10 protein-coding genes and 1 pseudogene are annotated in these 16,115 nt (G+C 64.8%); 4 read left to right on the top strand and 7 right to left on the bottom strand.

Annotated features, from left to right (window positions below; all coding sequences use genetic code 11):
* Window positions 1-193 precede the first annotated feature (193 nt).
* Window positions 194-886 carry a peroxiredoxin gene (locus tag IVB27_RS00695; RefSeq protein WP_247440638.1) on the top strand — a complete coding sequence of 231 codons (693 nt, stop codon included), beginning with the start codon at window positions 194-196 and terminating at the stop codon, window positions 884-886.
* A 110-nt stretch (window positions 887-996) separates the two neighbouring features.
* Window positions 997-2,358: a M23 family metallopeptidase gene (locus tag IVB27_RS00690; RefSeq protein ID WP_247440577.1), complete on the top strand. Its 1,362-nt coding sequence runs from the start codon at window positions 997-999 to the stop codon at window positions 2,356-2,358.
* A 53-nt stretch (window positions 2,359-2,411) separates the two neighbouring features.
* Here the strand turns inward: IVB27_RS00690 and IVB27_RS00685 are convergent, their stop codons facing one another.
* From IVB27_RS00685 to IVB27_RS43155, 7 genes and pseudogenes are all read right to left on the bottom strand, one after another.
* The gene (locus tag IVB27_RS00685; RefSeq protein WP_247440575.1) at window positions 2,412-3,647 is read right to left on the bottom strand and encodes an ABC transporter substrate-binding protein; all 1,236 of its coding nucleotides are present in this window, start codon (window positions 3,645-3,647) and stop codon (window positions 2,412-2,414) included.
* Between the two features lie 106 nt (window positions 3,648-3,753).
* Entirely contained in the window at window positions 3,754-4,665 is a 912-nt protein-coding gene (locus IVB27_RS00680) for a DMT family transporter (protein WP_247440574.1), read from the bottom strand.
* A 136-nt stretch (window positions 4,666-4,801) separates the two neighbouring features.
* Window positions 4,802-5,684: pseudogene (locus IVB27_RS00675) on the bottom strand (NAD(P)-dependent oxidoreductase).
* A protein-coding gene (prfB, locus tag IVB27_RS00670) for a peptide chain release factor 2 (protein ID WP_247440572.1) occupies window positions 5,684-6,815 on the bottom strand; the annotation gives its coding sequence in 2 pieces (ribosomal slippage) (window positions 5,684-6,745 and window positions 6,747-6,815; 1,131 coding nt in all). Before prfB ends, IVB27_RS00675 begins: the two are co-directional and overlap by 1 nt.
* Before the next feature lie 113 nt (window positions 6,816-6,928).
* Complete coding sequence (locus tag IVB27_RS00665; protein ID WP_247347175.1) at window positions 6,929-9,430, bottom strand: penicillin-binding protein 1A; 2,502 nt, start codon at window positions 9,428-9,430, stop codon at window positions 6,929-6,931.
* A 255-nt stretch (window positions 9,431-9,685) separates the two neighbouring features.
* Window positions 9,686-10,981, bottom strand: coding sequence for an N-acetylmuramoyl-L-alanine amidase (locus IVB27_RS00660; protein WP_247440570.1), 1,296 nt, complete (start codon window positions 10,979-10,981; stop codon window positions 9,686-9,688).
* A gap of 615 nt (window positions 10,982-11,596) precedes the next feature.
* Complete coding sequence (locus tag IVB27_RS43155; protein WP_345946796.1) at window positions 11,597-12,433, bottom strand: hypothetical protein; 837 nt, start codon at window positions 12,431-12,433, stop codon at window positions 11,597-11,599.
* On the opposite strand from IVB27_RS43155, the gene IVB27_RS00655 reads away from it, so the two are divergent.
* Window positions 12,380-14,734: an Rne/Rng family ribonuclease gene (locus IVB27_RS00655; RefSeq protein ID WP_345946795.1), complete on the top strand. Its 2,355-nt coding sequence runs from the start codon at window positions 12,380-12,382 to the stop codon at window positions 14,732-14,734. The two genes, IVB27_RS43155 and IVB27_RS00655, sit on opposite strands and share 54 nt — an antisense overlap.
* Window positions 14,735-14,799: 65 nt before the next feature.
* Window positions 14,800-16,032 (top strand): NAD(P)/FAD-dependent oxidoreductase, encoded by a 1,233-nt coding sequence (locus tag IVB27_RS00650; protein ID WP_247440567.1) that lies wholly within the window; start codon window positions 14,800-14,802, stop codon window positions 16,030-16,032.
* Window positions 16,033-16,115 lie beyond the last annotated feature (83 nt).

Genomic DNA, 16,115 nt, shown 5'->3' with positions numbered 1-16,115 from the left:
CTCGAATGTTCCTGCTGTTCGTCATTTCGCCCCGGGAGCGCGTTCAACGAGCAGTGGGGTGGTGCGTGTAATTCCTTGTAACCAGACTCCGGCGTCGTCAGACTCGCCTACCTGAGGGCGCGATTCCGGCACACCGGACGAAGGCTGTAATACCGCTTTGGTTGACCCGCCGAAAGCGACGAAAGGAAGGCGTATGTCCCAGAAATCCCGAAAGAAATCGTCCAAAACGCCCTCCGGCAGTCCGACGGCTAAAAAGGCGCCCCTGAAAACGCGGGCCGCGACTCAAACAAAGTCCGCGAAAACACAGCGGACACCGGCAAGCAAATCAACTGGAACGATAGCAAAAGCAGCATCGCATAAGGCCGCATCGAAGCGGTTAAATTCTTCTAAATCCGCCTCCGCGCCCGGAACGGCGGCGAAGGCCGCCTTGGCCGAGGGCCAGAAGGCTCCCGCCTTCCGCCTGCCCCGCGACGGCGGCGGTGTCGTTGCGCTATCGGATTATGCCGGCCAGAAGCTCGTCCTGTTCTTCTATCCCCGCGCCGACACGCCGGGCTGCACCAGGGAGGCCATCGACTTCACCCGGCTGACCGGCGCCTTCGCCACGGCTGGCACGGCGGTGCTTGGTATTTCCGCCGATCCGTTAAAGGCCCAGGAGAAGTTTCGCGACAAGCACGGTCTCGACGTCCCCCTGATCTCGGATGAGAAGCATGAGATGTTGGAGGCCTACGGCGTCTGGGGCGAAAAATCGATGTATGGCAAGACCTTCCTGGGAGTTCTTCGCACCACGATATTGCTCGGCGCCGACGGCAAGGTCGCCAAGGTCTGGCGTAATGTCCGGGTCGACGGCCACGCCGACGAGGTGCTGGAAGCGGCAAGAAGCCTTTAACCAATCCTTTAAATTCAAGGGGTTCCATTTCCGGAAAATTAACCATGACCGGCCCAGATTGCTGCGGCAATTAAGCCGTACGGACTCATCCGACCGGCGCGGGAGTGCCGATGTCGAAAAGTTCTGCCCAATATTCGCAGTACACCCAACATCACCCGCACGACCACGGACGGTCTTTCAACCGCCGTCCTGCCGCGACGGCGGCAGCCGCGATTCCCCTTCCGGACACCGATGACGCCTACACCATTGTGCATCACGGCAAGCAGGTTCGCCTGGGGCCTGTGGTGTTCTGGATCGTGGTCGGCACCGTCGTGCTGCTCGGGCTCTGGTCGGCCGCAACCGCGACCTATTTCGCCTTCCGCGACGACGTCCTCACCCGGCTGATCGCCCGGCAAGCCGAGATGCAATACGCCTATGAGGACCGCATCACCGAGCTGCGCGCCAAGGTCGACCGCACCACCAGCCGGCAGCTGCTCGACCAGGAGCAGTTCGACCAGAAGCTCGACCAGATCATGAAGCGCCAGACGGCGCTGGAGTCCCGGGCCACGGCGCTCGGCGCCATGCCCGACGTGACCGGATCGATTCCCCGGTCCACCCCGCAGCGTGGCGAGGCGAGCCAGGCGACGCAGGGCACGCCAAAACCCTCGCCGATCAGCGACACCGTGATTTTCGTAGCGCCGCCGGATCGCGAAGCGCGGCTCGAATCGCGCGCGCCGACCCTCGCGGCTCCGCCGGTCAATCAATTCGCCAAGAACCAGGGGTTCGACAACGTCGTGGTTCGGCTCACGACCTCGCTTGACCAGGTCGAGCGTCGCCAGATGGCGGCGCTCAGCGCCGTCGAGGAAGGCATGGATTCACGCATGCGGCGGATGCGCGGCGTCGTCAGCGACCTCGGCCTGAACCTCGCAAATCTCGAAGCCGCCGTGCCGCGCACGGCGATGGGCGGGCCTTTCGTCCCCGTAAAACTCACGGCCAGTTCAGGGCCGTTCGAGAAGCAGCTCTCTCGCATCAACATCACTCGCGCCGAGATGGATCGGCTCAATCGCACGCTCTCCCTCGTGCCCTATCGCAAGCCCGTCATCGGCGAGGTCGAGTTCACCTCCGGCTTCGGCGTGCGCAGCGATCCGTTTCTTGGCCGACCCGCGATGCACACCGGGCTCGACTTCCGCGCCGCAACCGGCGATCCCGTTCGCGTCACCGCCAACGGCAAGGTCGTCTCGGCCGGCTGGTCCGGCGGCTACGGCCGCATGATCGAGGTTGATCACGGCAATGGACTTGCGACTCGCTACGGCCATCTCTCCGAGATCAACGTCAGGGTCGGCGAGATCGTGAAGATCGGCCAGGTCGTCGGTCTCGTCGGCTCGACGGGACGGTCGACCGGCCCGCATCTGCACTACGAAACCCGTATCGACGGCGAAGCGGTCGATCCGCAGAAGTTTTTGCGCGCCGGTGTGCGGCTGAGCGCCGGCTAGGCCTGCGCTTCTCGCTTTGGGCGCACGCGCTTAGCTCTGGCCGCCAGCCCTGACTATTGACTGCGCTCGTGGCCGACTTCGCCAGTGATGACGTCGCCGAACAACTCCCAAGCCTGCCCGTTGAAGCGCATCAGCTGCATCTGCTCGATCGGGAAATAGTCATCGGCCGAGGTGTTGACCAGGATGCCGGGCAGCATCAGGTCGGTGTGAAAATCCTTCAGGCTGGTGGCCTGCTTCATGACGTTGTCACGTGTGAGGTTGTCGCCGCACTGCTTCAGCACCTGCGCCATCGCCTCGGCCTGGACGTAGCCGTAAACGTTGTTGGCATTGGCCTTGTCGCCGTCGGGGTAATATTTGTCCATGAACTCGCGCCATTTGACCACCGCGGGATCCTTGTCCCAGGTCGGATCGGTCGGGTCCTTGAGATAGACAGTCGAGATGATGTCCTTGGAATAGTCGAGCCCGGCGGGCTTGAGCACCGAGGCGACCGAGGTCGCGGTGTTGGCGAGGAAGAATTTTGGCTTCCAGCCAAGTTCGCCGACCTTGCGGATCGCCTGCGCGGAGCCTTTGGGCGCAGCCCAGGAGAAGAAGATGTCGGCGCCTGAATCATGTAAGGCGACGATCTGCGAATCGATCGAGGGATCGCTGACCTCATAAGATTTGTCTGCGATGATCATGTTGGCCTTGTCGCCAAGCCCATCCTTCAGGCCCTTGAACTGGTCCTTGCCGGCATCGTCGTTCTGCCAGAACACCGCAATCTTGCTGTTGGGGAATTTGTCGCGGATGTACTTTGCGTAGATCCGCCCTTCGCTTTGGTAGTTCGGCTGGAATCCCATGGTCCACGGGAAATTCTTGGGGTCGCCGAACTTGGTGCCTCCGGAGGCGACGAAGAGCTGCGGCACTTTCTTGGAATTCATATATTTCATGATCGCGGAGTTCGAAGGCGTGCCAAGCGGCTGGAAGATCAGCAACACCTCGTCGCTCTCGACCAACTTGCGCGCCTGCTCGATCGCCTTCGGCGGCGAATAGGCGTCGTCATAGCTGATGAAATTGATCTTGCGGCCCTTGATGCCGCCCTGGTCGTTGACCATCTTGAAGAACGCGGCCTCGGTCTTGCCGATCACGCCATAGGATGACGCCGGTCCGCTATAGGGCATGATGTTGCCGAGCTTGATTTCGGTGTCGGTGGCGCCGGGATCGTATTTCTTCTGCGCCAGCGCCGGTGTCGTGACCAACACTCCGGCAGCAAAAATGGCGAGGGCAACAAGGTTTTCGCGACGACCCGGCATCGTTCTCTCCCCTATTTTGTAGTCTTGTTTTGCCGGGAGTGTCGCAAGCGGACTTGCCGCTGGCAAGCGCTTCGATTTTCCGCGACGTGAAACGACGATCCGGAACTTACGTGACGCGCCGCAGTAGATTTAGAACGCGTCCGTCGATCACCAGCAACGCGCTGCCGATGACGCCGGCGCCCGCGATCTCGCGTGCGGAGATCGGCTCGCCCAGCACGAGCGATCCCAGAAGAACGGCGGTGACGGGAATGAGCAGCGTCACCAGCATCACATTGGTCGCGCCCGAGCGCCGCAGGATCTGGAAGAAGACGATATAGGCGAGCGCCGTCGACAGGCCGGCAAGGCCAAGCACCGCGAGCCAAATCGTCACGCCCGGCATCGGTAACCGCCATGGCTGCTCCATTGCGCCGGCGACGAGTGCCATCATCACCGTGGATGCCATCAGTTGAAACGCTGCCGTTCCCAGCGGGGCTGCGTCCTTCAACAGCCGCCGCGCCGCCAGCGCCGCAAAGCCATAGCTGAAGGCGCCGCCGAGACAGAGCAAGATGCCGAGCCCCTGCCCTGCCCGTGTTTCAACGCCCCATCCGCGCAGGATGATCACGCCGGAGAGGCCCAGTGCCACGCCGGCGACGCGGCGCAGCTGTAAGGCCTCTTCGCCTGCCGCCGCCATCACGATCACCGTGAACAGCGGCGTGGTGGCATTCAGGATCGACGCCAGGCCGCTCGGGATGAAAGTCTGTCCGATCACGATCAACGAGAACGGGATGACGTTATTGAGGAATCCAATCGCAACGAACGGCTTCCAGCCCGCCATGCCCTTGGGAAAACGGATTCCCTGGACGTGCAGCAGCGGCAGCAGAATGGCCGCGCCCAGCGCGACACGCAAAAACACCAATGTCAGCGGCGGCAACTCCCGCAACGCCGCGCCATTGAAGAAGAACGAGCCGCCCCAGAGGACCGAGAGCAGCGCGAGCAGCGACCAGTCCCGCGCGTCGATCCGATTGTCGTTTGGGAGCATGGCGTCTCACCTCTGCGGCCGAGCTTGCCGCCTAGGACAGCACAGCGAACAGCGCCACCCGATTTCCGATGAAGCACCGGTTTACGAAGCCGATGCTCTAACGGTGCGAACGAGGCTACCGATGTCGATGGATCCGCTAGGACGGCTTCTTCGGCCGCGACACCAGCTCGATCATCTTGCCTTCATCGCCATCCGGCATCGTAGCTTTTGCCTGCGCGTAGGACTCGACCGCGGCGCGCGAGACCAGTGGCTTGTCGGCCAGCAGGCTTTCGGCGAGCTTCACGGCGTAGGCGGCATCCTTGTGCCGCAGCGCCGCCGTGAACGTCGCGCCGCTGAAATCGCGGGCGGACCATGCGCTTGGAGTGTCGCTGCACCTGTGGGCTTGCGGCGACGCCCGCCTGGATCGATTCCAGCACGAGGTTCATGTCGAGCCCGGCCTGCTCGGCGATGGCGAGGCCTTCGGCGAGGCCGGCGATCTGGATGGCCCCCATCAGATTATTGACGAGCTTGTAGACGGTGCCGGTGCCGACCGCGCCGAAATGGCGGATGGTCGAGCCGATCGGTTCGAGATAGGGCCGCGCGCGTTCGAGATCGGCAGCGTCAGCGCCAACCAGCAGCGTCAGCTTTCCGCTCGCTGCCGCATCCGGCAAACCCGTCACGGGGCAATCGATATAGATCAGGCCGCGCGCGTTGAGCTCGCGGCCCATCTCCCGGGCGTGGTCATAGGAAACGGTGGAGCATTCGATCGCGATGGTGCCGGCCTTCGCGGTCTTGGCCGCGCCCTTCGGGCCGAGCCAGACTGCGCGCGAGGCTTCGTCGTCGGCGACCATGGTCACCACCGCGTCCGCATCGATCGCGGCGTCCTCAGGCGAGGTCGCCCAGAGCGCGCCGCGCGCGATCAGGTCTTCCGCCTTGGCCTTGCTGCGATTCCACAGCGTCACCGTAAAACCGGCATCAAGATAGCGGCCGGCCATGCCGTGGCCCATCCGTCCAAGCCCGATGAAAGCGGTCCGGGGCATCAGTCGACGTCCTCGATGTCAGCGCCCGTGGTGCCGAAGGCGCGCTGCGCCAGCGTCGCGGCCATGAAGTCGTCGAGATCGCCGCCGAGCACGCCGGAGGTGTCGGAGGTCTGCACACCCGTGCGCAGATCCTTCACCATCTGGTAGGGCTGCAGCACGTAGGAGCGGATCTGGTGGCCCCAGCCGATATCGGTTTTGGCGGCCTGGTCGGCGGCGGCTTTTTCTTCGCGCCTCTTCAGCTCGATCTGGTAAAGCCGTGCGCGCAACATGTCCCAGGCCTGCGCCTTGTTCTTGTGCTGGGAGCGGCCGGCCTGGCAAACCACCGCAACGCCGGTCGGGATATGCGTCAACCGCACCGCGGATTCGGTCTTGTTGACGTGCTGGCCGCCGGCGCCGCCCGAGCGCATGGTGTCGACGCGGACGTCGGATTCCTTGATGTCGATCTTGATGCTGTCGTCGATCACCGGAAACACCGCGACCGACGAGAACGAGGTGTGCCGCCGCGCGTTGGAATCGAATGGCGAGATGCGCACCAGGCGATGCACGCCGGCCTCGGTCTTGAGCCAGCCATAGGCATTGCGGCCGGAGACCTGGATCGTTGCCGACTTGATGCCGGCCTCTTCGCCGTCGGACTCTTCCATGACCTCGACCTTGAAGCCGTGGGTCTCCGCCCAGCGCGTGTACATGCGCAGCAGCATCTGCGCCCAGTCCTGGCTCTCGGTGCCGCCGGCGCCGGCATGCACTTCGAGATAAGAATCGAAACCATCGGCTTCACCCGACAGCAGCGCCTCGAGCTCGCGCCGCGCGACTTCCTTCTTGAGGTTCTTCAGCGCGGCTTCGGCTTCAGCCACGACGCCCTCATCGCCCTCGGCTTCGCCGAGCTCGATCATGCCGATGTCGTCTTCGAGCTCCTGCATGACCTTGCCGATGCCCGAGAGCGAATCCTCAAGCGAGGTCCGCTCCTGCATCAGCTTCTGGGCCTTCTGGGGATCGTTCCAGAGGTTGGGATCTTCTGCGAGCTTGTTCAGCTCAGCGAGGCGCGCCGTCGATTTCTCGACGTCAAAGATGCCTCCTCAGCAGCCCGACTGACTGCTTGATCTCTTCTACCAACCGTTCGATTTCGGCGCGCATATGGTTCTCTGGTCTCGCGGAATTGGTCCCGCGCGTCATTGAGATCGGGATGTAGCGGCGGCGGCTGCAAAGCGCAACCGCCGCCGCGAGGAACGTCCGTCTTGTCCTAAGCCTTAGTATAACCCGCCGGTGCCCGGACGCATGAAGAAGCCGGAATCCGGCTGCTGCTGCTGCGAGGCCGGCATGCGGCCGTCGGCATCGGCAACGCCGATGACGGAGTAGTTGTCCGGCGGTGCCGTGCCCGGCTTGAAGGCTTCGAGGATGGTTCCGCCGGTCTCGCCCGGGCCGGCGCGCATGCCGGTCTTGGAGACGACGCGCACCAGCTTGATGCCGGCCGGCACCTTGAACGGAACCGCGGGCTTGTCGGCGAGCGCGAGCTGGAGGAAGTCGCGCGCGATAGGGGCTGCGAGATGGCCGCCGGTCGCGGCGTTACCCTTGCCGAGCGGACGCGGCTTGTCGTAGCCCATGTAGATCGCGACGGCGACGTCGGGCGAGAAGCCGACGAACCAAGCGTCCTTGGCCTCGTTGGTGGTGCCGGTCTTTCCGGCGATCGGCTTGCCGACCGCCTTGACCACGGTCGCGGTCCCGGCCTGGACCACGCCTTCCATCAGCTCGGTGATTTGATAGGCGGTCATGGAATCCAGCACCTGCTCGCGCCGGTCGATCAGCTGCGGCTCGTTCTGGTTCTTCCAGCCGCCCGGCGCGTCGCAGCCACGGCATTCGCGCTGGTCGTGCTTGAAGATGGTGTGGCCATAGCGGTCCTGGATGCGGTCGATCAGGGTCGGCTTCACCCGGCGGCCGCCATTGGCGAGCATCGAATAGGCCGTGACCATGCGCATCGCCGTGGTCTCGCCGGCGCCGAGCGCGTAGGACAGATAATTCGGCAGCTCGTCATAGACGCCGAAGCGGCGGGCATATTCGCCGATCAGGGGCATGCCGATGTCCTGCGCGAGGCGCACCGTCACCGTGTTGAGCGACTGCCGCAACGCGTTGCGCAGCGTCACCGGTCCCTGGAACTTGCCCGAGGAGAAGTTTTCAGGCCGCCAGACGCCGGCGCCCTGGCCCTGGTCAATTTCGATGGGCGCGTCGAGCACGACAGTCGAGGGCGTATAACCGTTGTCGAGCGCGGCCGAATAGACGATCGGCTTGAACGACGAACCGGGCTGCCGATAGGCCTGCGTGGCGCGGTTGAACTGGCTCTGGTCGAACGAGAAGCCGCCGACCATCGCCAGCACGCGGCCGGTCCAGGGGTCCATCACCACCATCGCGCCGGACACTTCGGGAATCTGACGCAGTCGGTACTGGCCCTCGACAGGCTGGCCGTCCTTGTACAGTGGATCGGCATAGATCACGTCGCCGGACTGGAGCACCTGCGACACCGCGCTCGCCGCCCTGCCCTTCGCAGCCCCGGTGGCCGCCTTTGCCCATTTGATGCCGTCGAGCGTGATGAGGCCGGTCTCGCGCTGCTTGCTCACAGCGCCGCCGAGCTCACGGCTCGGCTGGAAGCCGATGCGCGCCGACTGGTCGCTGGTCTCCAGCACCACCGCCATGCGCCATGGCGAGATGTCGGAGAGCGACTTGATCTCGGCGAGCTTCACGCCCCAATCGCCCGAAATATCGAGCTTGCTCATGGCGCCGCGATAGCCCTGCTGCTCATCATAGTTCACCAGGCCGGAGACCATGGTCTTGCGCGCCATGACTTGAATCTTTGGATCGAGCGTGGTGCGGACAGAGAGGCCGCCCTCGTACAGCTTCTTCTCGCCGTAGCGCTCGAAAATGTCGCGGCGGACTTCCTCTGCGAAATATTCGCCGGCGAAGGTGTGGGCACCGTTGGAACGATTGGTGACGGCCAGCGGCTCCTTGCGCGCCTTGTCGGCGTCGGCCTGCTTGATCCAGCCGTTCTCCAGCAGACGGTCGATCACGTAGTTGCGGCGCTCGATCGCGCGGTCGCGGTTGCGAACCGGATGCAGCGTCGCGGGCATCTTCGGCAGCGCCGCGAGATAGGACGCTTCCGCCACCGTCAGCTCGTTCACCGACTTGTCGAAATAGACCAGCGACGCGGCCGCGATGCCGTAGGCGCCGAGGCCGAGATAGATCTCATTCAGATACAGCTCAAGGATCTTGTCCTTCGAGTAGGTCTTCTCGATCCGCATCGCCAGCAAGGCTTCCTTGATCTTGCGCGCGAAGGAGACCTCGTTGGTCAGAAGGAAGTTCTTGGCGACCTGCTGGGTGATCGTGGAAGCGCCCTGCGGACGGCGATTGGAGCCGTAGTTCTGGATGTAGGCCACGCCGGCGCGCGCCATGCCGGTGTAGTCGATGCCGCCATGCTCGTAGAAATTCTTGTCCTCGGCCGCGAGGAACGCGTTGATCACGAGCTTCGGCACTGCCTGGATCGGCAGATAAAGCCGCCGCTCCTTGGCGTATTCGCCGAGCAGCGAGCCGTCGGTCGCGTGCACGCGGGTCATCACCGGCGGCTCGTAATCCTGGAGCTGAGAGTAGTCCGGCAAGTCCTTGGAGAAATGCCAGATCAGGCCTGCGACGGCACCGACACCGACCAGGAACAACACCGTTCCCGCGGCGAACAGGAAGCCCATGAACCGCACCAGCAAGCGCATTATCTGTTTATCCGTTCAAACTCTGGATCAACCCAGTATCAGCCCCTTGGCACCCAAAATTGGCGCCAACCTCACGTCGCGAATTCACCGGCCTTACTCGATACCGTCCGTGCCGGACCCAAGACGCTTGCCGAGCGGGATTCTCGCCGATTCCAGAACCCCCTGCCGCGTTTTTATAAAGCGCCCGCTGTGGCCAAACTAGGGCTTTTGCGGCGGGGCGGAAAATCCCCTCTCAATTCGACGACCCCCGGGTCGTCAATTTGACGATCCCGCAATGGCCATGCGCTTGGCCAGGAACCCGTCGATCGCCTGCGCCATCGAGCCCACGGCACGCGACCGCCATCCCTCGGAGACCAGATGCTCGAGGTCGCCCTTGTTGGAGACGTAACCGATCTCGACCAGCACCGACGGCACGTCGGGCGCCTTCAGCACGCGGAAGCCGGCCGACTTCAGGGGGTGCTTGTGCATCCGCACCGTCGACTTCATTTCGCCCATCAAGAGGCGGGCAAAGCGGCTTGAAAAGGTACGCGTTTCCCGCTGGGTAAGATCGATCAAGATGTCGGCGACATCGGTCGGCTCCTCCGCAAGGTTGAAGCCGGCGATGGCGTCCGCCCGGTTTTCCGCGTCCGCCAGCCGCTGCGCCTCGGCGTCGGAGGCCTTGTCCGACAGCGTGTAGATCGTGGCGCCCTGCGCATCGCCTTCGGCACGCGGCAGCGCGTCGGCATGGATAGAGACGAACAACGCGGCCTTGAGAGCGCGGGCGACTTTGACCCGGTCGTTAAGCGGGATGAAGGTGTCGTCGTCCCGCGTCATCACCACGCGATATTTGCCGGTCTTTTCCAGCCGCTCGCGCAGCGCCAGCCCAAACGCCAGCACCAGGTTCTTCTCGCTCTCGCCGCTCGACTGCGTGCCGTTGTCGATGCCGCCATGGCCGGGATCGATCACGACCACCGCACGGCCATCGGCCTTCTGCTGCCCTGACTCAGGGGGGATGGATCCGGGAACCGTTGCGGGCGGCGGATCGGCAATTGCGGGCCGCAGCTCGGGACGGTTTTCCGGAGCGAGCGACGGCACGAAGGCGGCGCGATCGACCTCCTCCAGTTCGAGCACCAGCCGGGCTGGTTGACCGTTGGCGGCCTCCACCACATAGGAATTGGCGATCTTGGCCGGGCCCGCCAGGTCGAACACGATTCGCGAGCCGCCGGGCATTACCAGCCCGTAGCGGAAAGCCTTGACCAGCCCCCGTCCCCCGGCCCCGGTGCCCGCGGGGAGTTGAAAATTGACCTGGGGGACGTCGACCACCACCCGATACGGGTCAGCCAACGTGATGGCGCGGAAGGTAACGGTCTGGTCGATGTCGAGGATAAAGCGAGTCTGCTTGCCGTCACCGGCCAGCCGGGCGGCCGAGGCGATTGGGAAATTCGCTGATGCAACAGAGGATTGGGGCTGGCTTTCCGCCGCCTTCAGGCGCGAGGAATCAGCACACGGCAATGCCGCGGCGCAGAGCAGCGCGCATCCCAGCAAAAACCTTTGATTTGCGCGGCTCGCCACCGATTCCGTGCCTCCGAGCAGCCTCTTTAACGCAATAGAACCACAGGGTTAAACGATCCTTAATGACAGGCACGCGAAACTCGCTGACTGTGACCGCCGTGCGACGCTCCTTGCACGGATGACCCAATCCACGTATGTACGGAATGCTGACGGCCGATATTTCCGGTTGTGTCGCATTCAGCCTCCCGGTGCAGCGCCGGAACTCTCAAGGTTTGGGAATTCCAGCGTTTTTCCGTTCCCCTCTAAGTCCAGCGCGGTGCGCGGCAGCGAGGTGGGGCGGGGCAAGCCCCGGCGGCGGGACGGTCCCCGGTTACCACCACGTTTCCGGGACGGTTCTGACAGCGGCGCAACCCATTACCCGGTCCCTTAATCTCGAGGGAGCGGTTCGTATACCCCAAGGCGAGCGCGCTCGCGCCATGCCTGGCCAGCAGCAACTGATTGAGGGGCGGCCCCGCCGCCCAATGTTTCATACGGGCCGACGCTTGATGCGCCAGACTGTGCCGACCAATTCTGAAGGACCATTCGCGACGCTGCGGAGTAACAATCCCGCGCGCCGCTTCGGTCCTTCGGCTTCCGGTTCGGCAAGGCGCGAGAGACGGCGTTTCGGCCTTCCCCTCACCCCCGAATCAGGTGGACCGTCGCGTCACCCGGCAGCGCTGATGGCGCCCACGGTGAATCGCGCCCGCCGCCGCCGAGAGTTAAGACATGCCCAACAAGATGTTGATCGATGCCACCCACCCGGAAGAGACCCGGGTCGTCGTGGTCCGCGGCAATCGCGTCGAAGAGTTTGATTTCGAGACCGCGCAACGCAAGCAACTGCGCGGGAACATCTACCTCGCCAAGGTCACGAGGGTCGAACCCTCGCTCCAGGCCGCCTTCATCGAATATGGCGGCAACCGCCACGGCTTCCTCGCCTTCAGCGAAATCCATCCCGATTACTACCAGATCCCGGTTGCCGACCGGCAGGCGCTGATCGAAGCCGAGGAGCAGGCCCACCGCGAGGCCGAGGAAGAGAGCGAGAACCGTTCCCACGGCCGCCGCCGCTCGCGCCACCGCAACTCCCGCCGCCGGAGCCAGGGCGAACGCGTCCGCAGCGACGTCGTCGAAGGCGCCGATCCCGCAGCCCAGCCGCTCCAGGGCGAGGCCCTGCCCGAGGGCGCTTCGCACGAGGGCGAGCACCTGCACGCCGGCGCGGAGCATCACGGCGAGCACGAAGGCCACGATCATCACGATCATGACCACGAAGGGCATGATCACGACCACGATCATCATGCTCATGGTGACGATCATCACGCCCATGACCATGACGACCATGGTCATCACGGCGAACACGATCATCACGACCATGATCATGACGACGAGACGCCGGCGCCTGTTGCGGCGATCGGCGCCGAGCCCGTGGTCGCCACCGAGGCCGTTGCCGAGCAGCAGGCGGCTGCCTTCGAAGCACACGCCGACAATCTCGCCGGGGCCGTAACGTCAGCCGCCGAACCGGCCGACGCCGTGTACGCCGCCGGCGAGAGCGCCGAGGCTCCGCATCACGAATCCGACGCGGCGGGCGAGGACGACGACGACGAAGACGACGAGGAAGCCGAAGAGGACGTCGTTGAATCCGTCGGCGGCGACGATGTGCTGGAGGAAGTGCCGGAGCGCACCTTCCGTCCGCGCCGCCAGTACAAGATCCAGGAAGTCATCAAGCGCCGCCAGGTGATGCTGGTGCAGGTCGTCAAGGAAGAGCGCGGCAACAAGGGCGCGGCGCTGACGACCTACCTCTCGCTCGCCGGCCGCTACGCCGTATTGATGCCGAACACCGCGCGCGGCGGCGGCATCAGCCGCAAAATCACCAGCGCGCAGGACCGTTCGCGCCTGAAGGAAGTGGTGCAGGATCTCGACGTGCCCGAGGGCATGGGGATCATTCTGCGCACGGCGGGTGCCGCCCGCACCAAGCCCGAGATCAAGCGCGATTTCGAGTACCTGATCCGGATGTGGGAGACGGTGCGCGACATGACGCTGAAGTCGCAGGCCCCGACTCTTGTCTACGAGGAAGGCTCGCTGATCAAGCGCTCGCTGCGCGACCTCTACAACAAGGAGATCGACGAGATCTCAGTTGCCGGTGAATCCGGTTACCGCGAAGCGCGCGACTTCATGAAGATGCTGATGCCCGCCAATGTGAGCGCGGTGAGGCAGTATCGCGACGGCCAGCCGCTGTTCTCGCGCATGGGTGTCGAAAGCCAGCTCGACGCGATGTTCTCGCCGACCGTGCAGTTGCGCTCCGGCGGCTACATCGTGATCAACCAGACCGAAGCGCTGGTCTCGATCGACGTCAACTCCGGACGCTCGACGCGCGAGCATCATATCGAGGACACCGCGCTCAAGACCAATCTCGAGGCCTCCGAAGAGGTTGCGCGTCAGCTTCGGCTGCGCGACCTCGCCGGCCTGATCGTCATCGACTTCATCGACATGGACGAGAAGCGCAACAATCGCGCGGTCGAACGCAAGCTGTCCGATTGCCTCCGGCAGGACCGCGCGCGCATCCAGGTCGGACGCATCTCGCATTTCGGCCTGCTCGAGATGTCGCGCCAGCGCATCCGCGCCAGCGTGCTGGAATCCTCGACCGATCCCTGCACGCATTGCGGTGGCACGGGCCATGTGCGCTCGGTGTCCTCGGTTGCGCTCCAGTTGCTGCGCGGCCTCGAAGAGATCCTGATGAAGGGCGCCACCCACAATCTCGTGGTCCGTACCCGCACCGACGTCGCGCTCTACGTGCTGAACCATAAGCGCGGCCATCTGCGCGACCTCGAGAACGGCTTCAAGGTCACGTTGTCGGTCATCGCCGACGCGAGCGTCAGCGGACCACAGGCCTATGTCATCGACCGCGGCGAACAGGTGCATACGCTGGAAGCGGCCAAGGCTCTGCTGGCGGCGCAGGCGGCCGCAAGCCCGCCGCCCCTGGTCGAAGAGGCCTATGACGACGAGGAGTTCGATCCGGAGACCGAATCCGAGGTCGAGACCGAGGAGACCGAAGGTCTCGTCGAAGAGCAAACCGCAGGCGACGCCGCGTCCGAGCAGGACAGCCAGCGCCGCAAGCGTCGCCGTCGCCGCCGCGGCCGCGGTGGCCAGCGCGACGAGGAGACGCGCGAGGATGGCGCTCCCGCTGTTGCCGAGACGGCCGTAGCGGCCGGCGAAGGCGAAGAGGAAGTCGAGGCCGAGCAGGACGGCGAGGAAGGCGAGGAGCAGGCAGCCCGTGGCGAGCAACAGGCCAGCGCCGACCGCCGCCGCCGGCGTGGTCGCCGTGGCGGACGACGCCGGCGCGGTCCTGGCGAGGAAGGTCTCGCCGGCTCCATTGGCGACGAACTCGCCGCCAATGCGCCGTCGGAAGCGACCGACGCGGTCGCCGATTTCGACGGTTTTGGCGGCGAGGCTGCGCCCTCGATCGCGCAGGCCGAGCACACCTCGGAGCCGCAGGTCACCCAGCCAGAGCCGCGCGCCGAGGCACGGATCGCCCAGCCCGAGCCGGCTCCTGCTGCCGCGGACGAAGAGCACGCCGACGACAAGGCCGGACGACGCCGTTCTACGGTTCGGGAAAAAGTGAGCTTCGGGTCAAGCAGCCCGAGTGAGCCGGCACCGGTTGCGCAGGCGGCCGAGCCGGTTGCCCCGCCGGCTCCGGAGCCCGCGCCGGAAGCAGAAAGTCAAACATCGTCCGCACCGCGTCGCGCCGGTTGGTGGTCGCGCCGCTTCGGCGGCGGCGAATAAAGCGAACAAGACTGTTGAAACCGCCCGGCCAAACCGGGCGGTTTCGATTTGGCGAGGTCATTCCGATGCAAAGCGCGATCGTACTTGGCGGCGGCATGATCGGCGTCAGCGCGGCACTGCACCTCCAGCAGCGCGGCTGGTCCGTCACGCTGGTCGATCGCAGGGAGCCGGGCCGCGAGACCAGCTACGGCAATGCCGGGATGATCCAGGCGGAAGCGGTCCGCCCCTATCCGATGCCGCGCGACATCGCCTCGCTCCTGAAGATCGCCACGGGTCGCACCAACGACGTGCACTACAGCCTGTCGTCGCTTCATCTCCATATCGAGCCCCTGCTCCGTTACTGGTGGCATTCGGCGCCGAAGCGGCATCGCGAGGCGACCGACGCCTGGGCGCGGCTGATCGCCTACGCGACGGTGGAGCACGACATCCTCATCCGCGAAGCCCATGCCGACAATCTGATCCGCCGGGCGGGATACCGCCATCTGCATCGCGACGCTGCATCGTTCGATCTCGCCGTCAAATCGGCGGAAGAAGACCAGCGCGAATTCGGCGTGAGGTTTCGGGCGCTCTCGGGCGCCGAGCTCGCCAAGGCCGAACCGGTCCTGCGCGATGATTTGCCCGGTGCGATCCATTGGCTCGACACCTGGACCGTGTCCGATCCCGGCGCGCTGGTCACGGCTTATGCCGAACTGTTCGAGCGCCTCGGCGGCGGCATTGTGCTCGGTGATGCCCAGAGCTTGCAGCAGACCTCCACCGGCTGGTCGGTCGATACGGATCAGGGACGCATCGATGCCGCCCACGCCGTCGTGACGCTCGGACCGTGGTCGCCCGATCTGCTGCACAAATTCGGTTATCGCATTCCGCTGGTGCGCAAGCGCGGCTACCACATGCATTACAGCGGCGGCGCGTCGCTCGATCTGCCGCTGGTCGACAAGGCCGGTGGCTACGCCATGGGTCCGATGGCCAAGGGCATCCGCATCACGACTGGCGCGGAGCTGACCGGCATGGATGCGCTCGCGACGCCGGTGCAGCTCGCCAGCGCCGAAGCCAACGCGCGCGAACTGATCGACCTCGGCAGGCGCGTCGAGCCCGATCCGTGGTTCGGCACCCGCCCCTGCACGCCCGATATGCTGCCGGTGCTCGGGCCTGCCCCACGCCATCCCGGCCTCTGGATGAACTTTGGCCACGGCCACCAGGGTTTTACGCTGGGCCCCGCAACCGGACGATTACTCGCCGAGATGATGAGCGGCGAAACGCCGGCGATTGATCCGACGCCTTACCGGCCGGAGCGGTTCTAACCTTCGGTGCTCGCGGCGACGACCGCGAGCCGGCCGTCCCATTCGCGTGGGGCGCGCTGACGGATCAGCCGCATGGTCGGATA

It is taken from the genome of Bradyrhizobium sp. 197, from assembly GCF_023073375.1.
In the GTDB taxonomy this organism is placed as follows: domain Bacteria; phylum Pseudomonadota; class Alphaproteobacteria; order Rhizobiales; family Xanthobacteraceae; genus Bradyrhizobium.
Note: the sequence above shows the minus strand (reverse complement) of the source record. Positions and strands in the feature narration are given on the sequence as shown.

Coding starts and splice junctions, on each gene's coding strand:
- IVB27_RS00680 (WP_247440574.1), bottom strand. CDS start 4,665: ATGCTCCCAAACGACAATCGGATCGACGCGCGGGACTGGTCGCTGCTC.
- IVB27_RS00690 (WP_247440577.1), top strand. CDS start 997: ATGTCGAAAAGTTCTGCCCAATATTCGCAGTACACCCAACATCACCCG.
- IVB27_RS00685 (WP_247440575.1), bottom strand. CDS start 3,647: ATGCCGGGTCGTCGCGAAAACCTTGTTGCCCTCGCCATTTTTGCTGCC.
- IVB27_RS00665 (WP_247347175.1), bottom strand. CDS start 9,430: ATGCGCTTGCTGGTGCGGTTCATGGGCTTCCTGTTCGCCGCGGGAACG.
- IVB27_RS00695 (WP_247440638.1), top strand. CDS start 194: ATGTCCCAGAAATCCCGAAAGAAATCGTCCAAAACGCCCTCCGGCAGT.
- IVB27_RS00650 (WP_247440567.1), top strand. CDS start 14,800: ATGCAAAGCGCGATCGTACTTGGCGGCGGCATGATCGGCGTCAGCGCG.